Below are 23,526 nucleotides of genomic sequence, written 5' to 3'. Positions count from 1 at the left end.
CCATGCCCCGTTACGCGACGCAGGCCGATCGGCTCCGCGGCTCCAACCGCTAGCCCGGCGGGGAAGTTGACCGTGGTGACCGTCCGGTGGGCCGGGGTCGGCCACCTCCGGCCCACCGGCTGTCCCGCTTTTCTCAACCGCTCCCTTCCTTCTCCTTCGGCCGTCGCCCTACTTCAGCGCGTAGGCGTCATAGACGGTCTGGTCCAGCTTTCCGCCCTGCTCATCGGCCACGTGCAGGCGCAGGGCGACCTTCCCGTCGGTGTCGGACAGCTTCGGGTGCTGGATCAGCGTCCGATAGCTGCCGTCCGGGAGCTCGACCGGTTTGTGGGTGGGCTGCCAGGTCTTGCCCTTGTCGTAGGAGACCTCCAGCCTGACGTCCTTGATCGGGACCGGCGGCGCATCCATCTGCGTCTCGGGCTTGAACTTCAGGACGAACGGCCTGTCGGCGCGCGTCGCGTTGTCGCCGTCGAGCGCCAGGTCCCAGAAGTTCTTGATGAGTTGCAGCGCCGTCCACGTGTCGTCCGGGGTCTTCTCCGAGCCGAAGGTCCACGACGTGTTGCTGGTCCTGGCGAACCGCCAGTCGGGCAGCTGCTCCTTGACGTCGAGCTCGATCCGGTACGTGGCGGGGTCGGGGTTGTCCAGCTCCAGCGTTCCCGACGGGTGCTCGCCTGTGCCGACCAGTTCGCCGTCCTCGTAGACCCGCACCTCGGCGGACGGAACGGAGAAGTTCATCCCGTGTTCCGGATCCGAGTCGGTGATCTCGCCGATGTTGATGAGGAGGGTGTTGCCCCGCCGGGCGGACGGCGCGTGGATATCGGTCACTCCCGGTCCCAGCGGGGCTTTGAACCACTCCTCGGTCCTGTGATCGCCGGGCTCGTACGTGTGGCTGAACACCACCGTGGAGAGCTCCGGGAATCGTGCCCAGACCGACTGGCCGAAGTGGGTCTCGCGGTCCGCGACCACGTACAGCTGGTGCCTGTGTGGGTAGGGCACCGTCAGGGGCAGGGCAGACCAGAGAAATTCGTACGGCCGGCGCCCGTACGCGGTGTAGGCACCGACCTGGCCGGGGTACACCGCGTGGAGCCTGGTGTCCACCGTCGCCAGCTTGTCGGCGCCGAGCCGGTAGGTGAGCGAGTTGGGGATACGGTCGGCCTCGGGCAGCACGATGGAGTAGTCGTACGGGCTGCCGGCGACGGCGTCGATGCCGAGGTGGACCGGGCCGGCCTTGAGGAGGTCGAGGAGCTTGTGGCCCTCCTCGTAGTCGATCTGCATCGGGGGGATCGGGGAGCGGAACACCGACGGGTCACGGAACATCCCAGGCTCATTGCCGTAGATCAGGGTGGCCTTCGCCCCATTGGCGGCGGCCGTCGCGATCAGCCGCATCGACGACCCCGGTTCGGGGTTGGAGACGATGAGAGCGATCTTGCCCTTGACGTCCTTGCCCCTGTAGTCCTCGGGTGCCCCTGCACCCACGTCGATGACCTCCAGGCGGTGCTTGCCGTCGAGCGGCGGGTTGGTGAACCCGCGGAAGCCCATGTACGTCGGGTGCAGCTCCACACCCGAGTTCACTGTGCTGACCCGCCGGAACCGCGGTGCGATCAGGTGCTCGCGGGTGACGTACTCGAACTCGCCTGTGACCGCTGCCTCGGAGGGCGCGGCGGACAGCTTCGTCGCCGCGACGCCCGGTACGGAGCTGACGAGGGCGTTCACCTTGCCTGCTTTCCGGTAGACATGCTGCTGGAGTTCGTACACTTCGGTAACGGACTCCGGAATGGTGATGTCCACCGGCTTCGCCTGGCGCGCGTCGAGGACGAGTTCGCGGTCCCCAGGGACCTTGAAGTCCGGGAACGCGAAGGCGGTCTGCTCGATCTCGTGCCGGTTGTGTTCGTCCTTGGTGTACACGAAGGCCGTCACCGAGAAGGGGCCGTCGTCGTAGACCTTCGCGGTGCCCTCGCCGGTGGCCCCATCGACGTCCACGCTCACGTCGTCACCGGTGGCCTGGCTGGCCAGGGCGACCCGTGCGGAGGCCGGGCGGCCCTCACGGTCCTTGGCCCGCAGCGAGACCCGGTGCACCTGCTGCTTGGTGAAGGCCAGGGCCGTGTGCAGCACCGTGGAGCCGTTGTCGCTGGTGGCGGTGAGGGCACCGCCGTACAGGCCGAGGTCGCCCTTGGTGACGTCGAGGGTGACGACGGCGTCCGCGGTGCCTCCGGCGGGGACGGTGAGGCCGGCCGGTTCGACCTTCAGCAGGTCGCCGCCCGCCGGGGAGCCCTTCTCGGAGGTGGCCGCGGCCCTGAGGTCGAGGGAGACGGGCTGGTCGCCGTCGTTGCGGTAGGTGACCGTCTTCGTCACCGGGTCGATCTCGTCGAAGGGGCTCTCGAAGTAGCCGAGGTTGAGAGTTCCGGTCGACGCGCTCACGGTCTGGGCGCTCGCCCTGGCCACGTCCACGCGCCCGGAGCCCTGCTGGAACGGGGTCAGATCGGGCAGCCCCTTGGCGGTGCTGGTGAGGGCGGTCTTGAGGCGGTCCGCCTTCCACTCCGTGTGCTGCTGGAGGAGCAGCGCCGCGGTGCCGGAGACATGCGGGGTGGCCATGGAGGTGCCGGTGGCCCGTGCGTAGTTGTCGTCGACCGGCTCGTTGTCGCCGACCGGGCTGCCCTTGACTCGGGCGGCGGCGATGCCGACGCCGGGTGCGGTGATCTCGGGCTTGATCGCGTTGTCGCCCAGACGTGGCCCCCGGCCGGAGAAGTCCGCGAGTTCGTCCTGCTTGCTGACCGCGCCCACGGTCAGGGCCGCGTCTGCGGCGGCGGGCGAGCCGATGGTGCGCGCATTCGGGCCTGCGTTGCCCGCGGCCACCACGAACAGCGCGCCGGTGGACTTGGTGAGGTTGTTGATCGCCTGGGAGGACGGGTCGGTGCCGTCGCTGGCCTGGTCGCTGCCCAGGCTCATGCTGACGACCTGGGCCTTGCTCGCGGCCCACTCCATACCCGCGATGACCTGCGACTCCGATCCCGATCCGTCATCGCCGAGCACCTTGGCGTTGATCAGGCCGGCGTCCGGTGCCACGCCCTTGTACGTGCCGCCGGACGCGGCCCCGGTACCGGCGATGGTGGAGGCGACATGCGTGCCGTGCCCGGTCCGGTCATCGGTGCCGGTGTCGCTCCCGGTGAAGTCCTGGGCAGCCGTGATCTTGCCTTCCAGGTCCGGGTGCTGGGCGATCCCGGTGTCGAGGACGGCAATGGTGACGCCCTTTCCGGTGTACCCCGACTTCCACGCCTCCGGGGCCCCGATCTGCGGAACACTGACGTCTAAGCTTGTCTTGACCTTGCGGTCCAGCCACACCTTTGTGACCCCGTTCGCCAGCTTCGGCGCGGTGGCTGACGTGGTCGAGTCGGGTATGGCGCCGAAGGTGAGCCCGGTGAGGTCCCGCCAGAAGTCGGAGGCCTTCTTCTTGTTCTCTCGCACCGCCGTGGCGTCGATGCTCCGCAGCTCCCGGGCCGTGACGCTGCCGTCGAGTGCGGGCCGGTCCGCCTGGTCGCGTGCGGACTGCTTCCTGCGGGACAGGATCAGTGGCAACGTTGTCCGCTTGCCGTCGTCGTAGCCGTCCTTGATCAGCCGGGTGATGTTGAACAGCTCCCGGTCGACCAGACCCGCCGACACATAGGGCGCGGCCTGCTTGGGCAGGAAGTAGGACTGCTGCTCGACGTCCGTCCAGCTGATGTGGCCATTGCCGCCGCCGGAGACCTGGCTTATCGCCGTCCGCCCGTCGGGCTGGACGGAGACTGAGAGGACATCCCCGGTGACCAGGGTCAGGGTGCGGGACTTGGCCTTGCTCGCAGCGTCGAATCTGGGGCTTTCGGCGAGTTTGACTGGGGATGGCGTCGGACCTGGGTCGGCGACGGCCGGAGGCATTCCTCCGACCATGAACGCCACGCCGAGACCGGCTGCCAAGACCCTCGAGCGCGTGCGCATCGCTGCTCCCTTCAGATCGTGCTGTAGGGGGTCTCTGCGTGGGTGATTGTGAAGGTATAGACCAATCCCCGCCAGCGCGCAGGCCGAGGTTTCTCGTTCAGTGCAGGTCAAAGACTGAGAAATCAGTCCGACGGGCTGACGAGCCGTCTGAAATGGGTAGTTCATGCCGCTAGAGGCCCATCCCGCCCCATCGTCCTCGGTCAGAAAGTACTTCTGTGTTCGCGCCGATGGTCCGGACGGCCGCCGAAGCGAGGCGGGAGGGCTGGGGCACTCGGTGCTGCCAACGCGCCCGACGCGAGCTGTAGTGGGGCGAACTCGTCAGAGGGCGCCCCGGTCGACTTGGGGGCGTTGATCGAAGGTCGCTGCCTCCTGACCGCAGTGCGGCTCTGTGGGAATGGGCGACCTTTCATAATTGGTCTGTACCTTGACAGGCAAAGAGGTCTAGTCCAGCCTTCGTTGGCGATGGAACAGCAAGCGCCATCGGAAGTCGTGCACCGATCACGCCCGGGCCTTTGCTCCAGCGCACCATCGATCGCCTCCCGGTCCGGGTGCCGTGCCACGCAGCGCTCTCCAAAGGAGTCGATCATGCGCTGGACCAGGACATTCGTCGCCTTATCAGCGGTAGCTGCCGTGCTTGTGCCCACCACGCCCGCACAGGGCGCGGTGTCGGACACGGCCGACCGGGCGCCGGCCGCCGGCCGTGCGTCGAACCCGGTGACCCACTCTGCGACGCTGCTCACCGGAGATCGGGTCATCGTCACCCAACTCCCCGACCGGCGGTACGAGCTCAGGGTGCTCCCGGGTCCGGGCCGCAAGGACATCGGATTCATCAGACACATCACCAGAGACCGGGACGGTGTTGACCGTATCGTGGTGATTCCCGACGACGCACGGCCACTCGTGTCGTCCGGCGCGCTCGACGGCAACCTGTTCGACGTCGCGGAACTGGTGCGTCAGCACCGGGACGACAAGTCCCGCAGCACGTTGCCGTTGCTCGTCTCCTCCCGGTCCGACAAAACCCCGGCCAAGGTTGGGATCGCCAAGGTGACCCGTCGACTGCCCAGCCTTGGCGGCTCGTCGGTCGTCGCCGACAAGAACAAACTCGGCAAGCTGTGGGCCTCGCTGATCACCCACGACGCCGGGAAGCGAAGCAGGCTCAAGGACGGAGTCACCAAGATCTGGCTCGACGGTGAGGCGCGCCTCACCGACGAGCAGAGCAACACCCAGATCGGCGCACCGGCCGCGTGGGAGGCGGGGTACACCGGCAAGGGCGTGACCGTCGCTGTCCTCGACGGCGGCTACGACGCGACCCATCCCGACTTCGGCTCCACCGTTGCCGAGGGCAAGGACTTCACCAATAGCCCGGACGGAGTCAAGGACACCTTCGGGCACGGCACCCACGTCGCCTCCACCATCGCGGGATCAGGAGCCGCGTCCGGTGGCAAGCACAAGGGAGTTGCCCCCGACGCCCGGCTGCTGGTCGGCAAGGTGTGCGGCGCGGAGTCGTGCGACTTCTCGGCCATCCTCGCCGGGATGGAGTGGGCCGCGCAGCGGGCGAAGATAGTCAACATGAGCCTCGGCGGCCGTGCCACCGACGGAACCGACCCGCTCTCCGCCGCAGTGAACCGGCTCTCCGCCCAGTACGGCACCCTCTTCGTCGTCGCCGCGGGCAACAGCGGCAGCGCGTCGGGCACGGTGGCCACCCCGGCCGCTGCCGACGCCGCCCTCGCTGTCGGCAGCGTGTCCAAGACCGACCGGGTCAGCGGGTTCTCCTCGCGCGGGCCACGGTTCCGCGACTTCGCGGTCAAGCCCGATATCGCCGCGCCCGGTGAGTCGATCGTCGCGGCGCGCGCCGCGGGCACGTCCATGGGCACGCCTGTCGACGACCACCACACCATGGCCAGCGGCACCTCGATGGCCAGCCCGCATGTGGCGGCGGGCGCCGCGATCCTGGCCCAGCAGCACCCGGACTGGTCGGGCAAGACGCTCAAGGCGGCGCTGACCAGCACCGCCAAGCCCGTCGCCGACGCGGGCGTCTTCGACCAGGGCAGCGGCCGGGTCGACCTCGCCCGCGCCGTCAAGCAGACCGTCCGCGCCACCACCACCGCCGTGGACTTCGGGCTGCTGGAGTACCCGCAGACCGATTTGCCGCCCGTCACCAAGTCCGTGACGTACACCAACGACGGCGACGCTCCCGTCACCCTGTCTCTCCAGGTCACTGGGGCCGGACCGGGTGGAGCCGGGCTGCCTGACGGTGCGTTCGTCGTTGCGGACAACGATGTCACCGTGCCCGCTCACGGCACGGCCACCGTCGACCTGACGGTCACGCCCAAGGCGCTGCTCGCGGGCGCCCCCGGCAGCTTCGGCGGGCGCGTCATCGCGACCGGGCCCGACGGCGCCACCGTCACCACGCCGTTCGCCGCGACTACCGAGCCCGAGTCGTTCGAGTTGACGGTCAAGGCCGTCGACCGCGCGGGCAAGCCGGCCAGCCCGGAACTCGACCACTACTTCGATCTGGTCGACCTCGACAGCGGCGACTCCCCCCGGCTGCCGCCGCTGACGGACGGCGTGCTGACCGTACGCGTCCCCAAGGCGACGTACGGCCTGAACGCGCTCGTCGACACGCCGAAGCCAGGCGAGCCTGCGCAGTTGGCCAGCAGGACGTGGGCGAGCGTCCCGCAGATCGTCCTCGACAAGCCCACGACGATCACTCTGGACGCCCGTGAGGGCACGAAGATCGAGGTGAAGGCCGACAAGCCGGACGCCGTACGCCACGTCGCGGACATCGACCAGATCTACGTGGTCGGTGAGGCCGGCGACGGCATCGCCGTGCACACCAACTACCGCAGCTACCGCGGCGAGGAGCTCTACGCCATCCCGGTGAAGGCCGACCCCGCCAGGTTCGACTTCGGCATCTACCAGACCCTCCTGCCGCCCCCGGGAAGCAGCGAGAGGTACGCGTACTACGTCGCTGAGCCGTCGTCGGGCGGGATCCCGGACTCGCTCAGCTACCGGGTGCGCGACCGTGATCTGGGGCAGGAGCGCGCGCTGTACCGCGCGCAGGGCATCGACGCCCTCGGCACCCGCTCCTCCACCCCGGACTACCTGCCGAACCAGTCCCTCGTGAACGCGGCCTTCGACGACATCCCCCTGCCGTCGAGGCGCACGGAGTTCTTCTCGGCGAGGGAGGACATCCGGTGGAGCCACTACCTGTGGCAGCGCTCGACCGACGTACCGGAGATCAGCGACTTCGACGGGCACGTCGAGGCCGGGTACTACGGCTACAAGCCGGGTGAGCGGCGTACGCACACCTGGAACTCCGCGGTGCTCGGCTCCGACATCTCCATGCACCCGTGGAACCGGGTGGTCAGGCTCGGCGACAACCTGCTCGCCCAGGTCTGGCCGTATGCGCCGGGCGATCCCGGCCACTCCGCCGCCTCCGTACTCAGCGCGCCGTACATCACCGCGCAGACCACGCTCGCCAAGGAGGACGGCACGGTGATCGGGACCTCGCAGAAGCCGTGGGGCTTTTGGGCAGTGCCCGCGGAGAAGGGCCGCTACACACTGGAGGTGAAGTCGAACCGCAGCCCCAAGTGGGCGTCCCTGGCGCCTGAGACCACCACCACGTGGTCGTTCCTCTCCGAGAACGTGGCCGAGGCGACGCACCAGCCGCTGCTCACGCTCAGCATGACCGGACCGTTTGACACCTATAACCGGGTACCCGACCAGCCCTGGTTCCCCCTGAAGATCACCGTCGGCGCGCAGGCGGAGTCCACGGGGACCGGCCAGGTGGAGAAGGTCACGGTCGAGCAGTCCGCCGACGACGGCAAGACCTGGCAGCGCGCCAAGGTGAAGCACATCGACGGCGACACCTGGGGTGCGCTGCTCGCCAGGCCATCGGACGGAGCGCAGTTCGTCTCCCTGCGCGTCAAGGCGGAGGCGGCGAATGGCGACTTGGTAGAGCAGACCACGATCCGCGCCTACGGCCTGAAGGGCTAGTACTCAGTTGCAGTTTGCTGTTCCTGCAAGTGAGGAGCCTATTTCCGAGTGACAGTGAGCTGACGGCTCGTCATGTGACGGAGCTCGTGTGATCGGCGATGCGACGCTTGTAGTGGCAGTGTCTGGCGGCGGTTTGGTGACGTCGGCGATGATGTCCTGCCCGGGGGCGGCAAGCTGCCAGGAGCTTGCGGATTTCCGCCGGCGTGAGGGGCGCGAGTAACCGTTTCGAGGGTGCCAGGTCGGGCCGGGGCGCGGTGTCTCCGTTTCCGGAGTTCCGTTTCCCCGGCCCGCCCGCCGAACCCGCCGTGCGACTCACGCCGCCACGGGCTCTCCACGAATGCGTGCCGTCGGTTGGGCAGTGGGTGCCGGTGGTGGTGTCCATGGTGTCGGGATCTGTCGGCTCCGGTAGCGGTAGCGGGTGACCGCGACCGTGTTGGGGTCGAACATGGTGATCCCGTCTCGCGAGATCGGCATCCCAGCGACCATGACCCTACTGCCGATCGTGGACGTCACTGGCCCGGCCATGGGTCGCGGACGCATTCCCCGGCTGCCTTCATGGGGGCCTGCCGACGGGCAACCCCAGGTGCGTCCAGCCGGGGCCTCGCCCAGGGGGATGGAGGCGGCCGCCCCACCCCAGGCCTGATCCCCCTGTCCGGCAGCGGCAGCACCGCCACCAGCTCGCACCGCGCCAGTGGTGGGAGCATGAGGCGTCCCGGCTCAGTCTGGCCGTCGTGCTGGACGGCGATCACCCTGACGCAGGGGTGCCGAAGATCAACCCGTGTGGCCTGAGTTCTGGCACGGTACACGGTGGACTGCCGCGGCCCGCGACGCGACGACCGGGAGCGCGACCGGTTGCAGGCGATGGCGCCTGCAGCTGCCCAGTTCAGGCTGTGGCCGGTCGCTGCCGAGGCATCGGGGCGCGGCTCCGTGCCCTGCCCGTACCGGCGGCCGGGAGCCTCCTCGAGGCACTGTCGCACACGGCCCTCAACGCCTGCTCAACCAGCTTGACCTGCTCGAGCATGGCGCAGGCCCAGTCACGTTCGCATGCATAGAAGTCGGTTATTTCGGAAGGATTTGCCCGAGCGGGTTCCGCCAGGACCGACTGGGCGACTTCGCTCAGCCCCGCCTGCATCGCGATGATGTCCGCCTGGAGGTGCAGTCTGACCACGTGGGCCAGCTCGACGGGATCCCGGTGCAGTGTCTCCTCGTGCCGCCAGCGTGGTGGAGCGAACTCGAGCAGCCAGGTCTTTGCCGACTGCAGGAAGCCGGGCGAGGTCGGCGGGCCTACCGTGCCGGGCCAGCGCTGAGGGGGGTCCGGTTGCTGTCCGAGCCGGTCGGCGCCGGGCGACATGAGGTCGAGGTGCTCGAGGTGGGGGGTCGGGTCGGGCGGAGTTGTCGGATGTGCCACGTGCGCTCCCTTGCTCCTCACCGCCCTGGACAAGAGCCCGGCAGGCCGGCGGCTCGTGTCGCCTGTCGGCGGACCGTCTCCCGACTGAGGGGCGATGTCCGGCAGGGCGGATTCGGTCGCGGTCGCTTCCTAGAGGGAGGCGAGCCGGACGAGGACGTGGGATGACCCTGTCCCGCTCGTCGGTGAGCCGCGGCCTGGTCGGCTTGCCGGATGACGTGGAAACGGAAATTACCTAGTCGGTGCAAGTTGCACAAGGGCTCTTGCATATGCCATTCGGCGTTGCCGGGCGGTGGGCCCGGCGGCGCTGCCGACAGCCGTGGGGTGCTGTCAGCCACGGCGCCGCGTCACCGGACCGGCGAGCCCGGTGGCCCTGCGGGTGCACGATACTCGGCCACTCATGCGCCCTGGGCGTAGTGGATCACACCGCCGAGTCGGTCGGGGTGGACGACTCTGCCGTCGAGGGCGGGGGCCTGGGGGGTGCGCAGTGGTGCTGCGTGGCCTGGATTCGGGCTGGCTATCTGGCGGCCCGAGAGCTGCAGCGTTCCCCTGAAGGCGGGGGAGCCACACGGCGCTGTCTATGGGGGGCTTCCACACCGTTGACACTCGACGAGGGGCGGCACACGGTTGGGCGGTGCCTCCGAGGCCCGCGATCTGGCGTGGGAGGCGATGCTGCTGCTCGGCGCACAGATCGTTGTCGACGTGGCTCGCGGATGCGCTGGGTCGGTCGCCGAGATGGAGCGGTTCGGACGCGACCGGATCCACAAGCCAAACGTGGTCGGCGTTGCTCGTGAATCAGCGCGCGACTCGCGAGAGTTCTACACCGCAACGCGGCGCGACGTCGCCTGCTGCCCGGCCCAGCTCACGGCATGTGGCGGGCGCCGTCCTCAGTAGTGGGCTTGGTTCAAGGCGAGGTAATGCCCCTTGTTATCGGCGGTCATTGTCCGGATGAAAGCCTGTCACGCTACTGCTGCTGCGGGCGCTGCTGGTGCTCAACTGGGCGGAGATCGCACGGTGACAGACAACACCGTGAGCCGATCACCGCCCTGATCGGGCGGAGGACCCCCACCCGCCACTCACACCAGACCCGCGACTTGCACCTTCACGATGGAATTCGCTCAATGTTGCCTGTCCTTCGGGGCTGCTGGTCAGCGATCGTCGTCAAAGGCCGGGTCAAGAGCCGTACGGCGATGAGCAGTTCGAGGACGTCGGCGAAGCGGTGCAGGTCGCATCCGGTTCGCTCGGTGATACGCTCCAGGCGGTTGTAGGCGGTATTGACGTGTATATAGAGGGCTTGCGCCGCGGCTTTGGCATTGAGGTCGCTTGCTGTGTACTCGAGCAATGTTCTGATGAGTGCGCTGCCCCCCGCCATGTCCTCCTCGACGAACCGGCGCACTTCCGGTCGAATGAGCCGTCGCGCGGTCTCGTCCTCACGCAGTGTCAGATATTCCAGGCTGGAGATCAACGGGAGCGCGACCACTCCGGATTCGCCTTCGAGACCGTCGCGGGCGATGCACGCTTCGGCGTAGGCCTCGGGGATCTCGGGGAGCCCGGCGTGAACCGTGCTGATTCCCAGCGCCAAGGGCGCCCCTTGGCGCTCCAGACGGGAAGTCACACGGTTGAGATTCTCCGCGACCGTCGCGATGCCACCGGCAGCGACCGGCGCGACACCGACGATCTCATCCTGTCGCACGACGGTGAGCCCCGGTGGGCCGGTGGCCGAGAGTTTGCGTACCGCAGTCAGCGCATCGCGCAGCGCCAGGTCGTCACCCCGTGGCCGCGCCGGAGTGGCTGAAGCGACGATGAGGCGCGTGCCCGGCTCAAGCCCGGCGCCGCGCAGCATGGCCTGCTTGGGGCCAGGAGAGAGATCACGGCGGGCGAGTAGGTCCTCAAGCAGGTCGCGGCGGACCCGGTCGGTTTCGGCGAGCTGGTGTTGCTGGGCGTAGAGATATCCCTCCGCGGCGACCGAGCTCCCCACCTCAATCATGTGCATGACTTTCTCTACCATCGACAGCGCAGCTTCACGGGCCGGGGGATCCTCCTGTGACACGCTGAGCACGGCTTCCCACAAGGCGAGCTGGGCGACGCGGTAGGCCTGGAGAAAGTCGGACAATGAGATGCCCTGGCGGACACGACGTGCGGCCTGATCAGCGGTGATCGGAAAGTCGCTGCGACGCGCCGGCCGTTTCTCCCTCACGCTGTTCACCCAGGCGCGGAAGATCACGTCCACATGGACGGTCACATCATCGCGGAGTCTCTCGTCCGGGTTGTCTCCATACGCGGGTACCTGTTCCCAGATCGCCTCCACTGCGGTGGCGACCACCTGGTCGAGGGTTCTCTCGATCGCCTCGACGATACGGCGGACGCCTGGCTCCATGTCAGTCTCCCGCGCTTCCATGGGCACGCTCCCACTGCGCTCTGCTGACCAGGGCGGCTGCGCCTCGGCGTCTTCCCAGGTTACGCCCTGGATTGTGACCCGACCACAAGTCCTATGTCCGCAGTGTGGGGATCAGCCTCTTAGGGAGGGATGCCGTGTGCGCGGAGGGTGTGAAGAGAAGGACATCGGCGCAAGTGAGCCGCCACGCCAAGGTTCGCAGCGAGCTTTGCGCAGGTGTTCGGTCGTAGGACTTCACCCGCGGAGGGCATCATGGCCAGCCACCGCCTCATCATCAGCAGCCCCCGCGTTTCTCGGCAGCGCACCGGCGCAGGCCTCCCGGATCGGCGGCCCTCCTGGGTCGTGCCGCCGGACCTGGAAGGGCCGGGGCGGGCGAGGCAAATCACCCGGCAGCAGCTTCTGAGCTGGCGACTGGACGAGCATTCCGATACCGCCGAGCTGCTGGTCAGCGAACTGGTGACCAATGCGGTGACCCATGGGGCAGGCCCGGTCACGCTGAGCCTGAGCAGGCGGCACGGAACCCTGCTCTGCGAAGTGACCGATGGCCACGCCGCCCTGCCCCAGCTCCGTCCGCAGTCGCCGGACAGCGAGTCGGGGAGAGGCCTGCAGCTGCTCGACATGCTTGCCCGGCAGTGGGGCGTGCGGTCCCGGGGCCGCGGCAAGACCGTGTGGTTCGAACTGGCGACCTGCACTGCGCGGGACTGCTGCCGCTGATTCATCGGCGAGATGGGGCAGTGGGTGATCCGAATTCGGGGGATTGGCCGTTCGTGACCGGAGAGGACCCTGGGCCAGGCGGTGAGCGGACCGGGGGCCCGTACCCGTACCCGTGGTTCTGGTTCAGCCGGTCCTGGTGCCGGCGGCGATGCGGCGGTCGACCTCGGTGAACTTCGCATCGCCCGGCCCGTGCGGGTCGAGGACCGATCCGAGCCAGCCCAGCAGGAAGCCGATCGGAATCGAGACCAATCCGGGGTTGCGGAGCGGGAAGATCGCGAAGTCCGAGTCCGGCGGGAGGGCGGTCGGATTCCCCGACACGGCCGGCGAGAAGAGCACCAACAGCATGGCGGAGAGGAGTCCTCCGAAGATGCCCCAGGTCGCGCCCCTAGTGGTGAAGCCCTTCCAGTACAGGGTGTACAGGAGCACCGGAAGGATCGCAGAGGCAGCGACGGCGAAAGGAAGTCCCACCAGGGTGGAGATATTGAGGTTCTGGGTGTTCATGGAATTGATCACCTCTTTCCCTCCCGGTGCGGGCCGTGGGCGCGCAGATGCTGCGTCAGCGGGTCGAGGGAGGTCCTCGCGTGGTGTGCGTACCACCAAGCGGCCCTGGTGGTGGTACGCACACCAGCAGGCTCATGGCGAGGCCGATGGTCAGCGGGCCGATGAGCGGTGTGCCCGCGAAGCCCGTGCCTCGTTCCCCAGGGGAGCGTTCAGCAGGTACAGGGCGACGACCGCGCCTGCCACGGTACGGACCGGGGACAGCGCCGCAGGCGTTCGGCCCGCAGCCTGAGCAGGTCGGCCTCCAGGCCGTAGACCGGGTCCCGGTTGGGAGTTGTTGTGCCACGGAGGTGGGGCCGCGTGATGACTCATGAGGCTCGTCTCAGGTGCGGGGCGGGCCGCCCCGCACCCGCGTGCTCCTCGCCGCAGGCGTCGTTCGCCTGGTCCCGGGTCAGATCGGCGGCCATGCGCAGAGCCCACTTCCGGCGGGCGTGGCCGGCGCGGTCATCCGCCTCGTCGAGGCGCAACAGGGCTGTTGTGTAGCCGTGGATGAGTGCATCCGGTTCGTTGAGTTCCGCGGTCGTCTCGGAGATGGCCTGGCGCAGCTCTGTGTTGGAGTACAGGGACTCGTGGTCGAGTCGACTGAGGTACAAGGCTGCGGCCGGTTCGGGGTCCTGGCCTGGATGCGTGGGGAGGCAGTTCATGGGTGTCCTGGGGGTGTGCGGGAGTGGGACAGGGAGCGAGGGGGTGGTTCAGGCGATGAGGTGCACATCCAGCGCACCGTCCGCGTACAGGCTGCGCAGCACCTTCTTGTCGAATTTGCCCACCGATGTCTTGGGCACTTCGGGTACCTGTGCCCACCGCTCGGGGAGCTGCCATGAGGCCACTTTCTCCGCGAGGAACGTGCGCAATTCCTGATAGGTCGCCCCCTGACCGGAGTTACGGAGGACCACGATGGCCAGCGGGCGCTCACCCCACTTGTCGTCCGGCACGCCGACGACGCACGCCTCGGCCACGGCGGGGTGGGCCATGAGGTGGTTCTCCAGCTCGACGGAGGAGATCCACTCGCCCCCGGACTTGATGACGTCTTTGACGCGGTCGGTGAGGGACAGATAGCCGTCGGGAGTGATCGTTCCCACGTCGCCGGTGCGCAGCCAGCCGTCGTGGAACTTGGACGGGTCGTCATCGAGGTAGTACGAGCCGGTGATCCATGGTCCGCGGACCTCGAGTTCTCCGACGCTTTGCCCGTCCCACGGCACCTGGGAGCCGTCGGCGTCGATGAGGCGGGCCTCGACCGGGGCGGGGAAGCGCCCCTGGGTCTGCCGGTAGTCCCACTCGCTTTCGCCGTCTGCGTTCTTCGGGGGGCGGCACAGCGTGCCCAGCGGCGACATCTCAGTCATGCCCCAGACATGGAGGAGCCGCACACCGTGCTGGTCGTAGGTCCGCATGAGCGACGGCGGGCATGCGGAGCCGCCGACGATGGCCTCGGACAGCGAGGAGATGTCGATCTGCGGGTGCTGGTCGAGGTGGTCGGCCAGCCCCTGCCACACCGTGGGCACTGCGGCGCCCATGGTGGGCCGTGCCGCCTCAATGAACTTCGCGAGCGGTTCGGGGCCAAGGAAGCGGTCGGGCATGGCGAGTGATGCCCCGGTGAGGAAGGCGGCGTAGGGCAGGCCCCATGCCTGGGCGTGGAACTGGGGGACGATGGCGAGGACGCGGTCGCGTACCGAGATGCCGAACATGTCCGGCAGGCTGATCCCGAGGGAGTGCAGGTACAGCGAGCGGTGGCTGTAGATGACGCCCTTGGGGTTGCCGGTGGTGCCGGAGGTGTAGCACATGCCGGCTGCCTGCTGCTCGTCGACGTCGGGCCAGGGATAGGTGTCCGGCCGGCCTTTCAGCAGGCCGGCGTAGCGGTGGACGGTGGAGGGGGCGCAGGGCAGGACCGAGGGGTCCGCGTCGCCGTTGACGATGACGTGCTCCACGGTGCTCAAGTGCGGAAGGATGGAGGCGAAGGTGAGCAGCAGGGAGTCGTCGACGATGACGACGCGGTCTTCGGCGTGGTTGGCGATGTAGGTGATCTGCTCGGGGAAGAGCCTGATGTTCAGGGGGTGGATGACGGCGCCCATGGAGGGTACGGCCAGGTAGGCCTCCAGGTGCTCCTGGTTGTTCCACATGAACGTCGCCACCCGGTCGCCCGGGCCCACTCCGAGGTCCGCCAGCGCGTGAGCCAGCCGGGCAGCATTGCGGCCCACGGCTGAGTACGTGGCGCGGCGCATCCCGTCTTCGGTGGCGGTGACGACTTCGCTGCCGCCGTGCAGCGTCGCGCCGTGCTGGAGGAGTCTTGCGACCTGGAGCGGAACGTTCTGCATGGTGCTGCGCATGGGTGTGGGATCGTCCATGTCGGAATGTCTCCTGATCGAGGGCCTGAACAAGGGGGCGTCGGCGCGTACTACTTCGCCGGCTCGTATGAGTCACCGAGTTCCGAGGAATAAAGGTCCTGGGCGATGCGGAGGCCGCCGGCCACCTTGGCATCGGGGCGCAGGATGTAGACCTGGCGGGCGGGGATCGCGCCGGACTTGCTGTAGTCGAGGGGGGCGATCAAGCCGTCGGTGTCCACGTCGGAGAGGCCGCGCATCGCCTTGAGCAGGCCCGCCCGGGTGAGGTCCTTGTTGTCGCAGGCCTCCTGCAGGATCTCGGCCATGATCTCGGACTGGGCGTAGCCGTACATGACATACGAGGTGGGCTGGCCGGAGAACTTCTTGGTGAACGCCTTGCGGACCGTCGAGGGCTTGTCCGCCTTGGAGGAGAACGGGGCGGTGGAGCTGACGAGGAGGAACCGCTTGTGAAGGGCCTTCTTCGCGGAGCCGCTCAACAGGGCTGGGCTGAAGGAGGGGTTGGAGCCGAGGAAGGTCGCGTCGAATCCGGAGGCCTCGGCGACGGACACGGCGGAGGCGGTCTGGGCCGCGGTGGTGGTGAGCAGGACGGCCTTGGCCTTGGCGTTACGCGAGGAGGTCACCTGGGCGGTGAGGTCGGTGTCGGTCGGCTTGATCTTGTGCTCTTTGAGTTTCAGGCCGAGCTTCTTGGCTGCGGCGCGGCTGCCCTCCAGGGCGTTCTGGCCGTAGTCGCCTTCGAGGTAGATGTGGCTTACGGTCTCCCCGCGGCGCAGCTTCCGTGAGTCGACCAGGTACTGCAGGCCGTTGATCATCTCTACGTCGTAGGTGGTGCCGGCGACGACCACGTAGGGGTTGTCCAGGAGGCCGGAGGACCAGGACACGGCCAGGCTGAGCATCTCGTCGGACTTGATGGTCGGGAGCAGCGCGGCGATCATCGGGGAGCCGAGCAGCTCCTGGAGGGCCAGGACCTCGCCCTTGACCTGGCTGTAGGCGGAGACGGCCTGCTGGGTGTGGTAGCCGTGGTCCTTCACCACGAACTCGACCTTGCGGCCGCACACCCCGCCCTCCTTGTTCTTCTCGGTCCAGAACAAGTCGCGTCCCTGCAAGACGGACTTGGCCAGCCCGGCGAAGACTCCGGTCTGGTCGGTGATCACGCCCAGCTTGACCGTCTTGTCGGTGACGCCGGGTCCGGTGGCGATCTCGCCGGCTCCCTGGCCGCTGCCGTCTTGCGTGGTGGTCGCCTTTGTCGAGCAGCCGGCAGTGACGGCGATGCCGAGCAGGAGGCAGGTGGCGAGGGTGGTGCGGGCTCTGCGCCGGGTGCGGGTGCTGGAGGAGTTGGCCATGGTGGACCTCTCTCGAGTGGTGGGTGGGTCAGGGGTGGGTGGGGGATGCGGGGGCGGTGGAGCTTTCGGCGGCCTTGGCGCGGCGCCGACTGCCAAGCCGACGCAGGCGGCTGCGCAAGGACGCGGCGCCGCCTGGTTCGAAGAGGATGATCAGCACGATGGCGGCGCCGTAGACGAACTTGGCCACGACCGCCGCGGTGAGGCCGCCGGTGCTGGTGCCTGTGCCCTGGAGCTGGGTTGCATAGCGCTCCAGGACGGGCGGCAGGGAGGCGACGAACGCGGCGCCGAAGACGGCGCCGCCCGCGGAGCCGAGCCCGCCTATGACGATCATCGCCAGGTATTCGATGGACAAGGCCACCCCGAACGTTTCGGGGATGATGCGGCGGAAGGCCAGGGCAAGCAGGACGCCGCCGAGGCCGGCGAACATCGAGGACACCAGGAAGGCGTAGGCCTTGTAGCGGACGACGCTCACGCCCATCGCGGCGGCGGCCACCTCGTGGTCGCGTATCCCGCGCAGAGCCCGTCCGGCGCGGGAGTGCACCAGCAGGCGGTAGCAGACGAGGGCGGCCAGGAGCGTGCCGAGGGCGAGGTACCACAGGCGTTCCTCGCGCTGGAAGGGCACGCCGAGCACGAACAGGGTCTGACCGGGAACGTTCTCGAAGGTCAGGCCGGGCGCGCTGAAGGCCGGCACATCACGGCCGTTGACCCCGCCGGTGAGCGCTTCGGCGTTGACCAGGACGTGCTGGCCGACGAAGACCAGGCCTAGGGAGGCGATGCCGAGGTAGATGCCGCGCAGCCGGGCGGCGACCGGGCTGAAGAGCAGGCCGATGAATCCGGCGAGTGCCACCGCGAACACGGCGGCGATCAGCGGCGGCAGGCCGAGGCCGGCCCGGCCGTCCGCGCCGTCCGCGGCGAAATAGGTGTAGCCGTAGGCACCGAGAGCGATGAAGAAGGCATGGCCGAGGGAGAGCATGCCGACCTGGCCGAGCAGCAGCGTCATACCGAGGGCGGCAACCGCGGTGGCGAAGACGAACAGGCCCAGCTGGAGCCAGAACGCCTCCGCATAGAACGGCAGGACGAGCAGGACGGCGAGGCCCAAGGCGCCCGCGAGCGGCCCAGTCCTCGAGTGGCGCCAGCCGGTCCAGGTACGAGCGATGAGCCGCTGAGGGCGGGGGGTCGCCTTCGCCGGCTGCCCGTCCTGGTCAGGGTCGGGTGGTGCGGAGGTGGCGAGCGAGGAGTCAGACACGGTGCAGCTCCTTGGTTCCGAACAGGCCGGTGGGCCGGGCGAGCAGCACCAGCACCATGACGAGATAGGGCATGACGGTGTGGAAGCCGGTGCCGAGCGGGGAGAGTTGCTCGGCGTATCCCTGGGCGAGCGCCTCGGTGACGCCCACCACGAGCCCTCCGACGACGGCGCCGCCGACCGAGTCGAGACCGCCGATGATGGCGGCGGGGAACGCCCGCAGGGCCACCGCGGCGGTAGCCGGTTCCAGCCCGGGTGAGGGGAAGACGGTGATGAACAGGCCCGCGATCGCGGCGAGCGCCCCGGCGATCAGCCAGGAGGTCGCCGAGATGCGGCTGCGCCGGATGCCCATCAGGGAGGCGGTCGCAGGGTCCTCGGCGGTGGCGCGCATGGCCACGCCCCAGCTGGAGAAGCGGAACCAGGCGAGGAAGGCGGCGATGAGCACGACGCTGACGGCCAGTGCGATCAGCCGGGTCTGCGGCACGGTCAGGCCCACGATGGTGACGACGCTGCTGCCCCAGGGGTCACCCATGGGCAGGACGTCGATACCGATCCGGCGGGTGATCTCGGTCTGCACGAGCACGTCCACGCCGATGGTCATGATGCTGACCGCGAGGATCGCGTGGCCGGCCACGTTGCGCACCAGAAGGCGTTCCACCACCAGGGCGAGAGTGACGGCGATGGCCACCCCCATCAGGACCGCGAGAGGGAAGGGGAAGTGGTCGGCTGTGCTGAAGCGTGAGGTGAAGTAGGCCCCGACCATGAGCAACGCCGGATGAGCGAAGTTGACGACCCCGCCTGCCTTGAACACCACCACGAAGCCGAGTGCGAGCAGGGCGTAAACGGCGCCGAGGGACATGCCGCCGATCAGCAGCTGGAGGAAGGTGTGCATGTCAGCGTTCCTGGGGTGTCGGGGCCGTGTGCGGCTGGCGGCCGTCCGGTTCGGTGGCGGGCCCGGTGCCGGGCGGGGGCGTGTCGTCGCCGCTGCCGAGGTAGGCGCGCAGCACTTCGGGGTCCTGCTGCACCTGGGCCGGGGTGCCGTCGGCGATGCGGCGGCCGAAGTCGAGGACGGTGACGCGGTCGGCGATGCCCATGACCAGTCCCATGTCGTGCTCCACGAGGAGGACGGGGATGCCGAGGCTGTCGCGGATGTCGCGGATGAGGTGTGCCATGGCCGCGGTCTCGTGGGCGTTCATGCCGGCGGCCGGCTCGTCGAGGAGGAGAAGTTCGGGCTCCAGGCACAGCGCCCGGGCGATCTCCACCCGCTTGCTGTCGCCGTAGGAGAGTTCGCCGGCGGGAGTGTCCTTGAGGTCGGCGAGTCCGGTGAACGCGGCGATTTCCTGTACCCGTTGAAGGTGCCTGCGTGCGGTGCGGCGGTGGCCGGCGCGCGGCCATGGCTGCTTGAGGTCGGGCCGCATGATGTCGTGCCTGCCCAGGAGCAGGTTCTCGGTGACGGAGCTGCCCGGCAGCAGGGCTATGTTCTGGAAGGTACGGGCGACGCCCAGGCGGGCGAGCTGGTGCGGTCGCAGCCGGGTCAGCTCGGTGCCGCGGAAGTGCACCGATCCGCTGTCGGCCCGGTAGACGGCGGACAGCACGTTGAACAGTGTCGACTTCCCGGCGCCGTTGGGTCCGATGATCGCGTGGATGGCGGCGGGCGCCACGGCGAAGGAGACGTCGTCCAGTGCTGTGACGCCGGCGAAGCGGACGGTCACGCCAGCGACGGTGAGCACGGGCTCGACGCCGTCGTGGGCTGTGGTGGGGTGTTCGGTCATGGCGTCCACCGCCCCAGCAGCGGGGTACGGCCGGAGCCCGCGATCGCCGGTTCGCGGGCTTCGGCCTGCTCGGCGGCCTGGTCCGTGGCCCGGCCCAGGTACAGCTCCCGCACGGACTCGTCGGCCGCGAGCTCGGCGGCGCTACCGCTCAGGGTGACGGCGCCGACCGTGAGTACGAAGGCGTGGGAGGCGACACCGAGCGCCATGGTCGCGTTCTGCTCGATCAGCAAAACCGTCGTGCCCTGAGCATTGATCTCCTTGACGACATCCCCGATGCGTCCGACCATGCGCGGCGCGAGCCCCAGGGAGGGCTCGTCGATCAGCAGCAGCCGCGGGCACGCCATCAAGGCCCGGCCGATGGCGAGCATCTGCTGCTGGCCTCCGGAGAGCAGGCCGGCCCGCTGGTCGCGCCGCTCGTGCAGGAGGGGGAACAGCTCGTGCACCCGGCGCAGGGCGGCTGCCTTGCGAGCCCGGTCCCGCACCGCGAATCCGCCGGCCCGCAGGTTCTCGGCCACCGTCAGGCGGGTGAAGATCCGGCGGCCCTCCGGCACCAGCACCACGCCGGCCTCGGCCATCGCCGACGCCGACCGGCCGACCGTGCTGGTACCGGCAAACTCGATCGCTCCCTGATCGACCGCCCCCCTGTAGTCGGCGAGTGTGCCCGCCACCGAGCGCAGCAGGGTCGTCTTCCCGGCGCCATTGCTGCCGAGCACGGCCACCACCGCGCCCTCCGGCACGTCCAGGGACACCGACCTCAGGGCCAGCACGGCCCCGCCATAGCTCACTTGCAGATTGCGGATCTGGAGCATCCGAGCCTCCGTCGCTACCCCGCCTGCTCCGGCGGGTGGCGAGATCCTGCGCGCGCTGGCAGCGGCCGCATAGTCCCCCGCGGAGGTCTCCACCTGGAGATGGCGCCGCAGGGCGGGCAGGGTGACCATGAGGGCGACGGGATCGTGATCATGGGCTGGTTGGCCATGGTGGGCCCGGCAGGAGGCGTTCTACCATGACTGTTGTGGCACCGAAGCGGCGCAGGGCGCCGCAGCCGAACGTGCTGTTCGAGCTCACCGAGGGCTACAGCCAGATCCTCGCCCTGCTCGACGGTTCCGTCGCGATGCGCCGGATCGTGGACGACGTACCGGCCTCAAGCGGCGTCGATGTGGCATGGGTCGGCGAACCGGACGGCGGCGACCAGATCGTGCTGCGGCACACGGTGAACACCCGCACGCCCGCAATCAACGGACTCGTCGTGCCCACGGGCTGCGGGCTCGGCGGGCAGGTTCTCCTGCGCCGCCGCCCGCTGTGGGTGAGCGACTACCGGCACGATGAGAGCATTACGCACCACTTCAAGCCGCAGGTGGAGATCGAGGGCCTGGGCGCGATGATCGCCGTGCCCATGGTTTATGAGGACCGGCTGCTGGGTGTGCTGTACGGGGCCAACCGGTTCGAGGCGTCGTTCGGCGACCGGACGACGCAGGTGCTGGAGCAGGCCGCCAGCCGTGCCGCGGCCGCTGCGGTCGTCGCCGAGCGGGCCAAGCACGCTGCCGAGGTCGCGGTCCATGAGGACCGTCGCCGTGTCGCCATCGAACTCCACGACACCGTCGGCGCCATGCTCTTCACCATCGGCGCAGGAATCCGCACGCTGGTCGACGAACTGCCCTCTGGAGACGGCCTCCAGGCCCGGCTGGGAGATATCGAGCAGCAGGCCGTGGAGGCGGCGGCCGCCCTGCGCGGGTCGCTGCACGCGCTCAGTGCCCCGCCAGAACAGGTCACCCTGGGCGTGGCCCTGCGCGGCGACTGCCGCGCCTTCACCGAGCGCACCGGTATCGTCGCCCGCCTCATCACGGTCACCGAACTGCCGGCCATGCCCTCGGCGCACATCAGGGCGCTCACCGACACCGCGCGGGAAGCGCTGCTGAACGTGGAGAAACACGCCAAAGCACGTTCCGTCGTGCTCAGCGTGTTCGCCGCCTCCAACGGGGTCACCGTGAGGATCGCCGACGACGGCGTGGGGCTGCCGACTGCCGGGAAGACGTCCGAAGGGCTCGGTCTGCCGACCATGTCCGAGCGTCTGGCGCGAGTGGGCGGGCGGCTGAACATCGGGCGTAACGAAGACGGTGGCGTGACCGTCCAGGCGTGGGTCCCCGCATGACCACGACGGCAGTCCATGTGCTGGTCGTGGACGACCACCCGATCGTCCTCGACGGCGTCACCATGGCGCTCGGTAGCACCTCATGGATCACCGTATCGGGATACGCACGCTCCGGGCGTGAGGCCATCACCGCCGTGCGACGACTCCATCCCGATGTCGTCCTGCTCGACCTGCGGCTGCCCGACATGCTCGCCCCTGAGGTGATCCGCGCGCTGCGCTCGCACTCCCCCGGAGTCAAGGTGGTGATCTTCACCGCGTATCCGGAGCACGCGGCATTGAACGCAGCCCTCGGCGCCGGAGCCCACGCGCTCATCGTCAAGGACACCGAGCGCTCGGACCTGGTGGACATCATCCGCCGGGTGAACGCCGGCGAACGCGTGATCTGCACCGACATCGAACACGACCTCAACGTGCTGCTGCGCAGGAAGCTCAAAGAAAGCGGTCTCACCCGCCGCGAGTACGAAATCCTGCGCAGAGTCGCGATGGGAGAGACGAACCCGGAGATCGCCGAAGCCCTCGACCTTACCCGCAACACGGTCAAGACCTATCTCCAGCGAACACTGGAGAAGCTGGGAGCTCGCAATCGCATCGAAGCCCTGGCCCGCGCCAACGAATGCGGAATCCTCTAGCCGCGCGGCGGCCTCAGCAACTCGAGAGCAGAGGGAACTCAGTACCCCCATATGTGGCACTTAGTTCCCTTGTTTTCTCGTGTGCTCATCCCCGAGCGCTCCCTCGAGTCGCTGGACGACCCGCCAGAGGGGGGTGTTGCCGCGAGCAATGAGGACGACGGTGTCCTCCGGGTCACTCCAGGTGCGGTGCACCAGTTCGAGAGCGGGGTCGACGCTTGTACCCACGTCCCCGCGGCCCCCGGAGCGAAGCCAGGCGCGCAGCCCGTAGTTGTGCGCGGCCACGACCCCCGCCGCGACCGCATACGCTCGAGCACCCCCATCGGGCAGGGTGGCGAACCGGCGCTGGAGGTAAGCGGCAAGGGCGCGCTCATAGCGCCAGACGACCGAGATTTCATACGCCTTGAGCGCCGGCACCTTCCGGGTGAGCGCATACCGCTTGACGGAGAAGTCCGCGTTCTCGGCATACATGCGCATCACCAGACGTGCCGCTCCACAGGCCCGGCCCACAGGGTCCGGATCCTGCTCACCCTCCTGTAGATAGCCGACCATGTCGGCCAAGACCCGTTCGTGGTCGGGAAAGACCACGTCTTCTTTGGTGGGGAAGTACCGGAAGAAGGACCTGCGGCCGACTCCGGCCAGACGCACGATGTCATCGATGGTCGTGCCGTCGTAGCCACGCTCCGCGAAGAGTTCGAAAGCGGCGGAGATCAGCAGGTCCCTCATGGGCGGCTTCTCGGTCTCCGTCGACTCGCCCAGACCGTCCCGGTGCTGATGGTTGCGTGACTCACTCATGGCACGAAGATACACCGAGGGAGATTCCCCGGATGGCACTCAGTGTGCATAATCGAGGGTACTTAGTGCCATGCCGAGGAGATGTGATGTCTGAAGTCTTTGACCTTTACCGGCCGTCGGAGGAGCACGACATGCTCCGCGAGTCGGTGCGCTCGCTCGCCGAGGCGAAGATCGCGCCGTTCGCCGCCGAGGTGGACGAGGAGGGCCGCTTCCCGCAGGAGGCTCTGG

The 23,526-nt window shown here is 68.6% G+C and carries 17 protein-coding genes; 5 read left to right on the top strand and 12 right to left on the bottom strand.

Annotated elements, in window-relative coordinates; genetic code table 11:
• Nucleotides 1-168 precede the first annotated feature (168 nt).
• Entirely contained in the window at nucleotides 169-3,966 is a 3,798-nt protein-coding gene (locus tag ACTWP8_RS36690) for a S8 family serine peptidase (protein WP_443326396.1), read from the bottom strand.
• Between the two features lie 585 nt (nucleotides 3,967-4,551).
• Between ACTWP8_RS36690 and ACTWP8_RS36685 the strand changes: the two genes are divergently transcribed.
• Nucleotides 4,552-7,965: a S8 family serine peptidase gene (locus ACTWP8_RS36685; RefSeq protein WP_443326395.1), complete on the top strand. Its 3,414-nt coding sequence runs from the start codon at nucleotides 4,552-4,554 to the stop codon at nucleotides 7,963-7,965.
• An 883-nt stretch (nucleotides 7,966-8,848) separates the two neighbouring features.
• Here ACTWP8_RS36685 and ACTWP8_RS36680 read toward each other — a convergent pair.
• The gene (locus ACTWP8_RS36680; RefSeq protein WP_443326394.1) at nucleotides 8,849-9,373 is read right to left on the bottom strand and encodes a hypothetical protein; all 525 of its coding nucleotides are present in this window, start codon (nucleotides 9,371-9,373) and stop codon (nucleotides 8,849-8,851) included.
• A 1,099-nt stretch (nucleotides 9,374-10,472) separates the two neighbouring features.
• Complete coding sequence (locus ACTWP8_RS36675) at nucleotides 10,473-11,768, bottom strand: PucR family transcriptional regulator (RefSeq protein WP_443326393.1); 1,296 nt, start codon at nucleotides 11,766-11,768, stop codon at nucleotides 10,473-10,475.
• Between the two features lie 249 nt (nucleotides 11,769-12,017).
• Between ACTWP8_RS36675 and ACTWP8_RS36670 the strand changes: the two genes are divergently transcribed.
• Nucleotides 12,018-12,479 (top strand): ATP-binding protein, encoded by a 462-nt coding sequence (locus ACTWP8_RS36670; RefSeq protein WP_443326392.1) that lies wholly within the window; start codon nucleotides 12,018-12,020, stop codon nucleotides 12,477-12,479.
• 123 nt (nucleotides 12,480-12,602) lie between these two features.
• Here ACTWP8_RS36670 and ACTWP8_RS36665 read toward each other — a convergent pair whose 3' ends face one another.
• From ACTWP8_RS36665 to ACTWP8_RS36630, 8 genes are all read right to left on the bottom strand, one after another.
• Nucleotides 12,603-12,980 (bottom strand): sodium:solute symporter family transporter, encoded by a 378-nt coding sequence (locus ACTWP8_RS36665; RefSeq protein ID WP_443326391.1) that lies wholly within the window; start codon nucleotides 12,978-12,980, stop codon nucleotides 12,603-12,605.
• A gap of 365 nt (nucleotides 12,981-13,345) precedes the next feature.
• On the bottom strand, nucleotides 13,346-13,681 hold the full coding sequence (locus ACTWP8_RS36660; RefSeq protein ID WP_443326390.1) for a hypothetical protein: 336 nt from the start codon (nucleotides 13,679-13,681) through the stop codon (nucleotides 13,346-13,348).
• 48 nt (nucleotides 13,682-13,729) lie between these two features.
• Complete coding sequence (locus tag ACTWP8_RS36655) at nucleotides 13,730-15,358, bottom strand: long-chain fatty acid--CoA ligase (protein WP_443326405.1); 1,629 nt, start codon at nucleotides 15,356-15,358, stop codon at nucleotides 13,730-13,732.
• 68 nt (nucleotides 15,359-15,426) lie between these two features.
• Nucleotides 15,427-16,713, bottom strand: coding sequence for an ABC transporter substrate-binding protein (locus tag ACTWP8_RS36650; RefSeq protein ID WP_443326389.1), 1,287 nt, complete (start codon nucleotides 16,711-16,713; stop codon nucleotides 15,427-15,429).
• A gap of 28 nt (nucleotides 16,714-16,741) precedes the next feature.
• Complete coding sequence (locus tag ACTWP8_RS36645) at nucleotides 16,742-17,959, bottom strand: branched-chain amino acid ABC transporter permease (protein WP_443326388.1); 1,218 nt, start codon at nucleotides 17,957-17,959, stop codon at nucleotides 16,742-16,744.
• Nucleotides 17,952-18,848 carry a branched-chain amino acid ABC transporter permease gene (locus tag ACTWP8_RS36640; RefSeq protein WP_443326387.1) on the bottom strand — a complete coding sequence of 299 codons (897 nt, stop codon included), beginning with the start codon at nucleotides 18,846-18,848 and terminating at the stop codon, nucleotides 17,952-17,954. The genes ACTWP8_RS36645 and ACTWP8_RS36640 overlap by 8 nt, the downstream gene beginning before the upstream one ends.
• A gap of 1 nt (nucleotide 18,849) precedes the next feature.
• Complete coding sequence (locus ACTWP8_RS36635) at nucleotides 18,850-19,728, bottom strand: ABC transporter ATP-binding protein (protein WP_443326386.1); 879 nt, start codon at nucleotides 19,726-19,728, stop codon at nucleotides 18,850-18,852.
• Nucleotides 19,725-20,537, bottom strand: a complete 813-nt coding sequence (locus ACTWP8_RS36630) for an ABC transporter ATP-binding protein (RefSeq protein ID WP_443326404.1) — start codon at nucleotides 20,535-20,537, stop codon at nucleotides 19,725-19,727. Before ACTWP8_RS36630 ends, ACTWP8_RS36635 begins: the two co-directional genes overlap by 4 nt.
• Nucleotides 20,538-20,731: 194 nt before the next feature.
• Between ACTWP8_RS36630 and ACTWP8_RS36625 the strand changes: the two genes are divergently transcribed.
• Nucleotides 20,732-21,877 carry a GAF domain-containing protein gene (locus ACTWP8_RS36625; protein ID WP_443326385.1) on the top strand — a complete coding sequence of 382 codons (1,146 nt, stop codon included), beginning with the start codon at nucleotides 20,732-20,734 and terminating at the stop codon, nucleotides 21,875-21,877.
• Nucleotides 21,874-22,506 (top strand): response regulator, encoded by a 633-nt coding sequence (locus ACTWP8_RS36620; protein ID WP_443326384.1) that lies wholly within the window; start codon nucleotides 21,874-21,876, stop codon nucleotides 22,504-22,506. The genes ACTWP8_RS36625 and ACTWP8_RS36620 overlap by 4 nt, the downstream gene beginning before the upstream one ends.
• 60 nt (nucleotides 22,507-22,566) lie before the next feature.
• Here ACTWP8_RS36620 and ACTWP8_RS36615 read toward each other — a convergent pair whose 3' ends face one another.
• Nucleotides 22,567-23,298, bottom strand: coding sequence for a TetR family transcriptional regulator (locus ACTWP8_RS36615; protein WP_443326383.1), 732 nt, complete (start codon nucleotides 23,296-23,298; stop codon nucleotides 22,567-22,569).
• Between the two features lie 86 nt (nucleotides 23,299-23,384).
• Here ACTWP8_RS36615 and ACTWP8_RS36610 point away from each other — a divergent pair.
• Nucleotides 23,385-23,526, top strand: a 142-nt coding sequence (locus ACTWP8_RS36610) for an acyl-CoA dehydrogenase family protein (protein WP_443326403.1), incomplete at its 3' end; no start/stop codon positions are given.

This window comes from Streptomyces sp. 7N604 (genome assembly GCF_052245475.1).
Lineage (GTDB): Bacteria > Actinomycetota > Actinomycetes > Streptomycetales > Streptomycetaceae > Streptomyces.
This window is presented reverse-complemented; position numbering and strand designations above follow the sequence as displayed.

What these genes read in the sequence shown, in the direction of transcription:
- ACTWP8_RS36690 (WP_443326396.1), bottom strand. Translation starts at nt 3,966, where the DNA reads ATGCGCACGCGCTCGAGGGTCTTGGCAGCCGGTCTCGGCGTGGCGTTC.
- ACTWP8_RS36685 (WP_443326395.1), top strand. Translation starts at nt 4,552, where the DNA reads ATGCGCTGGACCAGGACATTCGTCGCCTTATCAGCGGTAGCTGCCGTG.
- ACTWP8_RS36675 (WP_443326393.1), bottom strand. Translation starts at nt 11,768, where the DNA reads ATGGAAGCGCGGGAGACTGACATGGAGCCAGGCGTCCGCCGTATCGTC.
- ACTWP8_RS36670 (WP_443326392.1), top strand. Translation starts at nt 12,018, where the DNA reads ATGGCCAGCCACCGCCTCATCATCAGCAGCCCCCGCGTTTCTCGGCAG.
- ACTWP8_RS36665 (WP_443326391.1), bottom strand. Translation starts at nt 12,980, where the DNA reads ATGAACACCCAGAACCTCAATATCTCCACCCTGGTGGGACTTCCTTTC.
- ACTWP8_RS36660 (WP_443326390.1), bottom strand. Translation starts at nt 13,681, where the DNA reads ATGAACTGCCTCCCCACGCATCCAGGCCAGGACCCCGAACCGGCCGCA.
- ACTWP8_RS36655 (WP_443326405.1), bottom strand. Translation starts at nt 15,358, where the DNA reads ATGCGCAGCACCATGCAGAACGTTCCGCTCCAGGTCGCAAGACTCCTC.
- ACTWP8_RS36650 (WP_443326389.1), bottom strand. Translation starts at nt 16,713, where the DNA reads ATGGCCAACTCCTCCAGCACCCGCACCCGGCGCAGAGCCCGCACCACC.
- ACTWP8_RS36640 (WP_443326387.1), bottom strand. Translation starts at nt 18,848, where the DNA reads ATGCACACCTTCCTCCAGCTGCTGATCGGCGGCATGTCCCTCGGCGCC.
- ACTWP8_RS36635 (WP_443326386.1), bottom strand. Translation starts at nt 19,728, where the DNA reads ATGACCGAACACCCCACCACAGCCCACGACGGCGTCGAGCCCGTGCTC.
- ACTWP8_RS36630 (WP_443326404.1), bottom strand. Translation starts at nt 20,537, where the DNA reads ATGCTCCAGATCCGCAATCTGCAAGTGAGCTATGGCGGGGCCGTGCTG.
- ACTWP8_RS36625 (WP_443326385.1), top strand. Translation starts at nt 20,732, where the DNA reads ATGACTGTTGTGGCACCGAAGCGGCGCAGGGCGCCGCAGCCGAACGTG.
- ACTWP8_RS36620 (WP_443326384.1), top strand. Translation starts at nt 21,874, where the DNA reads ATGACCACGACGGCAGTCCATGTGCTGGTCGTGGACGACCACCCGATC.
- ACTWP8_RS36615 (WP_443326383.1), bottom strand. Translation starts at nt 23,298, where the DNA reads ATGAGTGAGTCACGCAACCATCAGCACCGGGACGGTCTGGGCGAGTCG.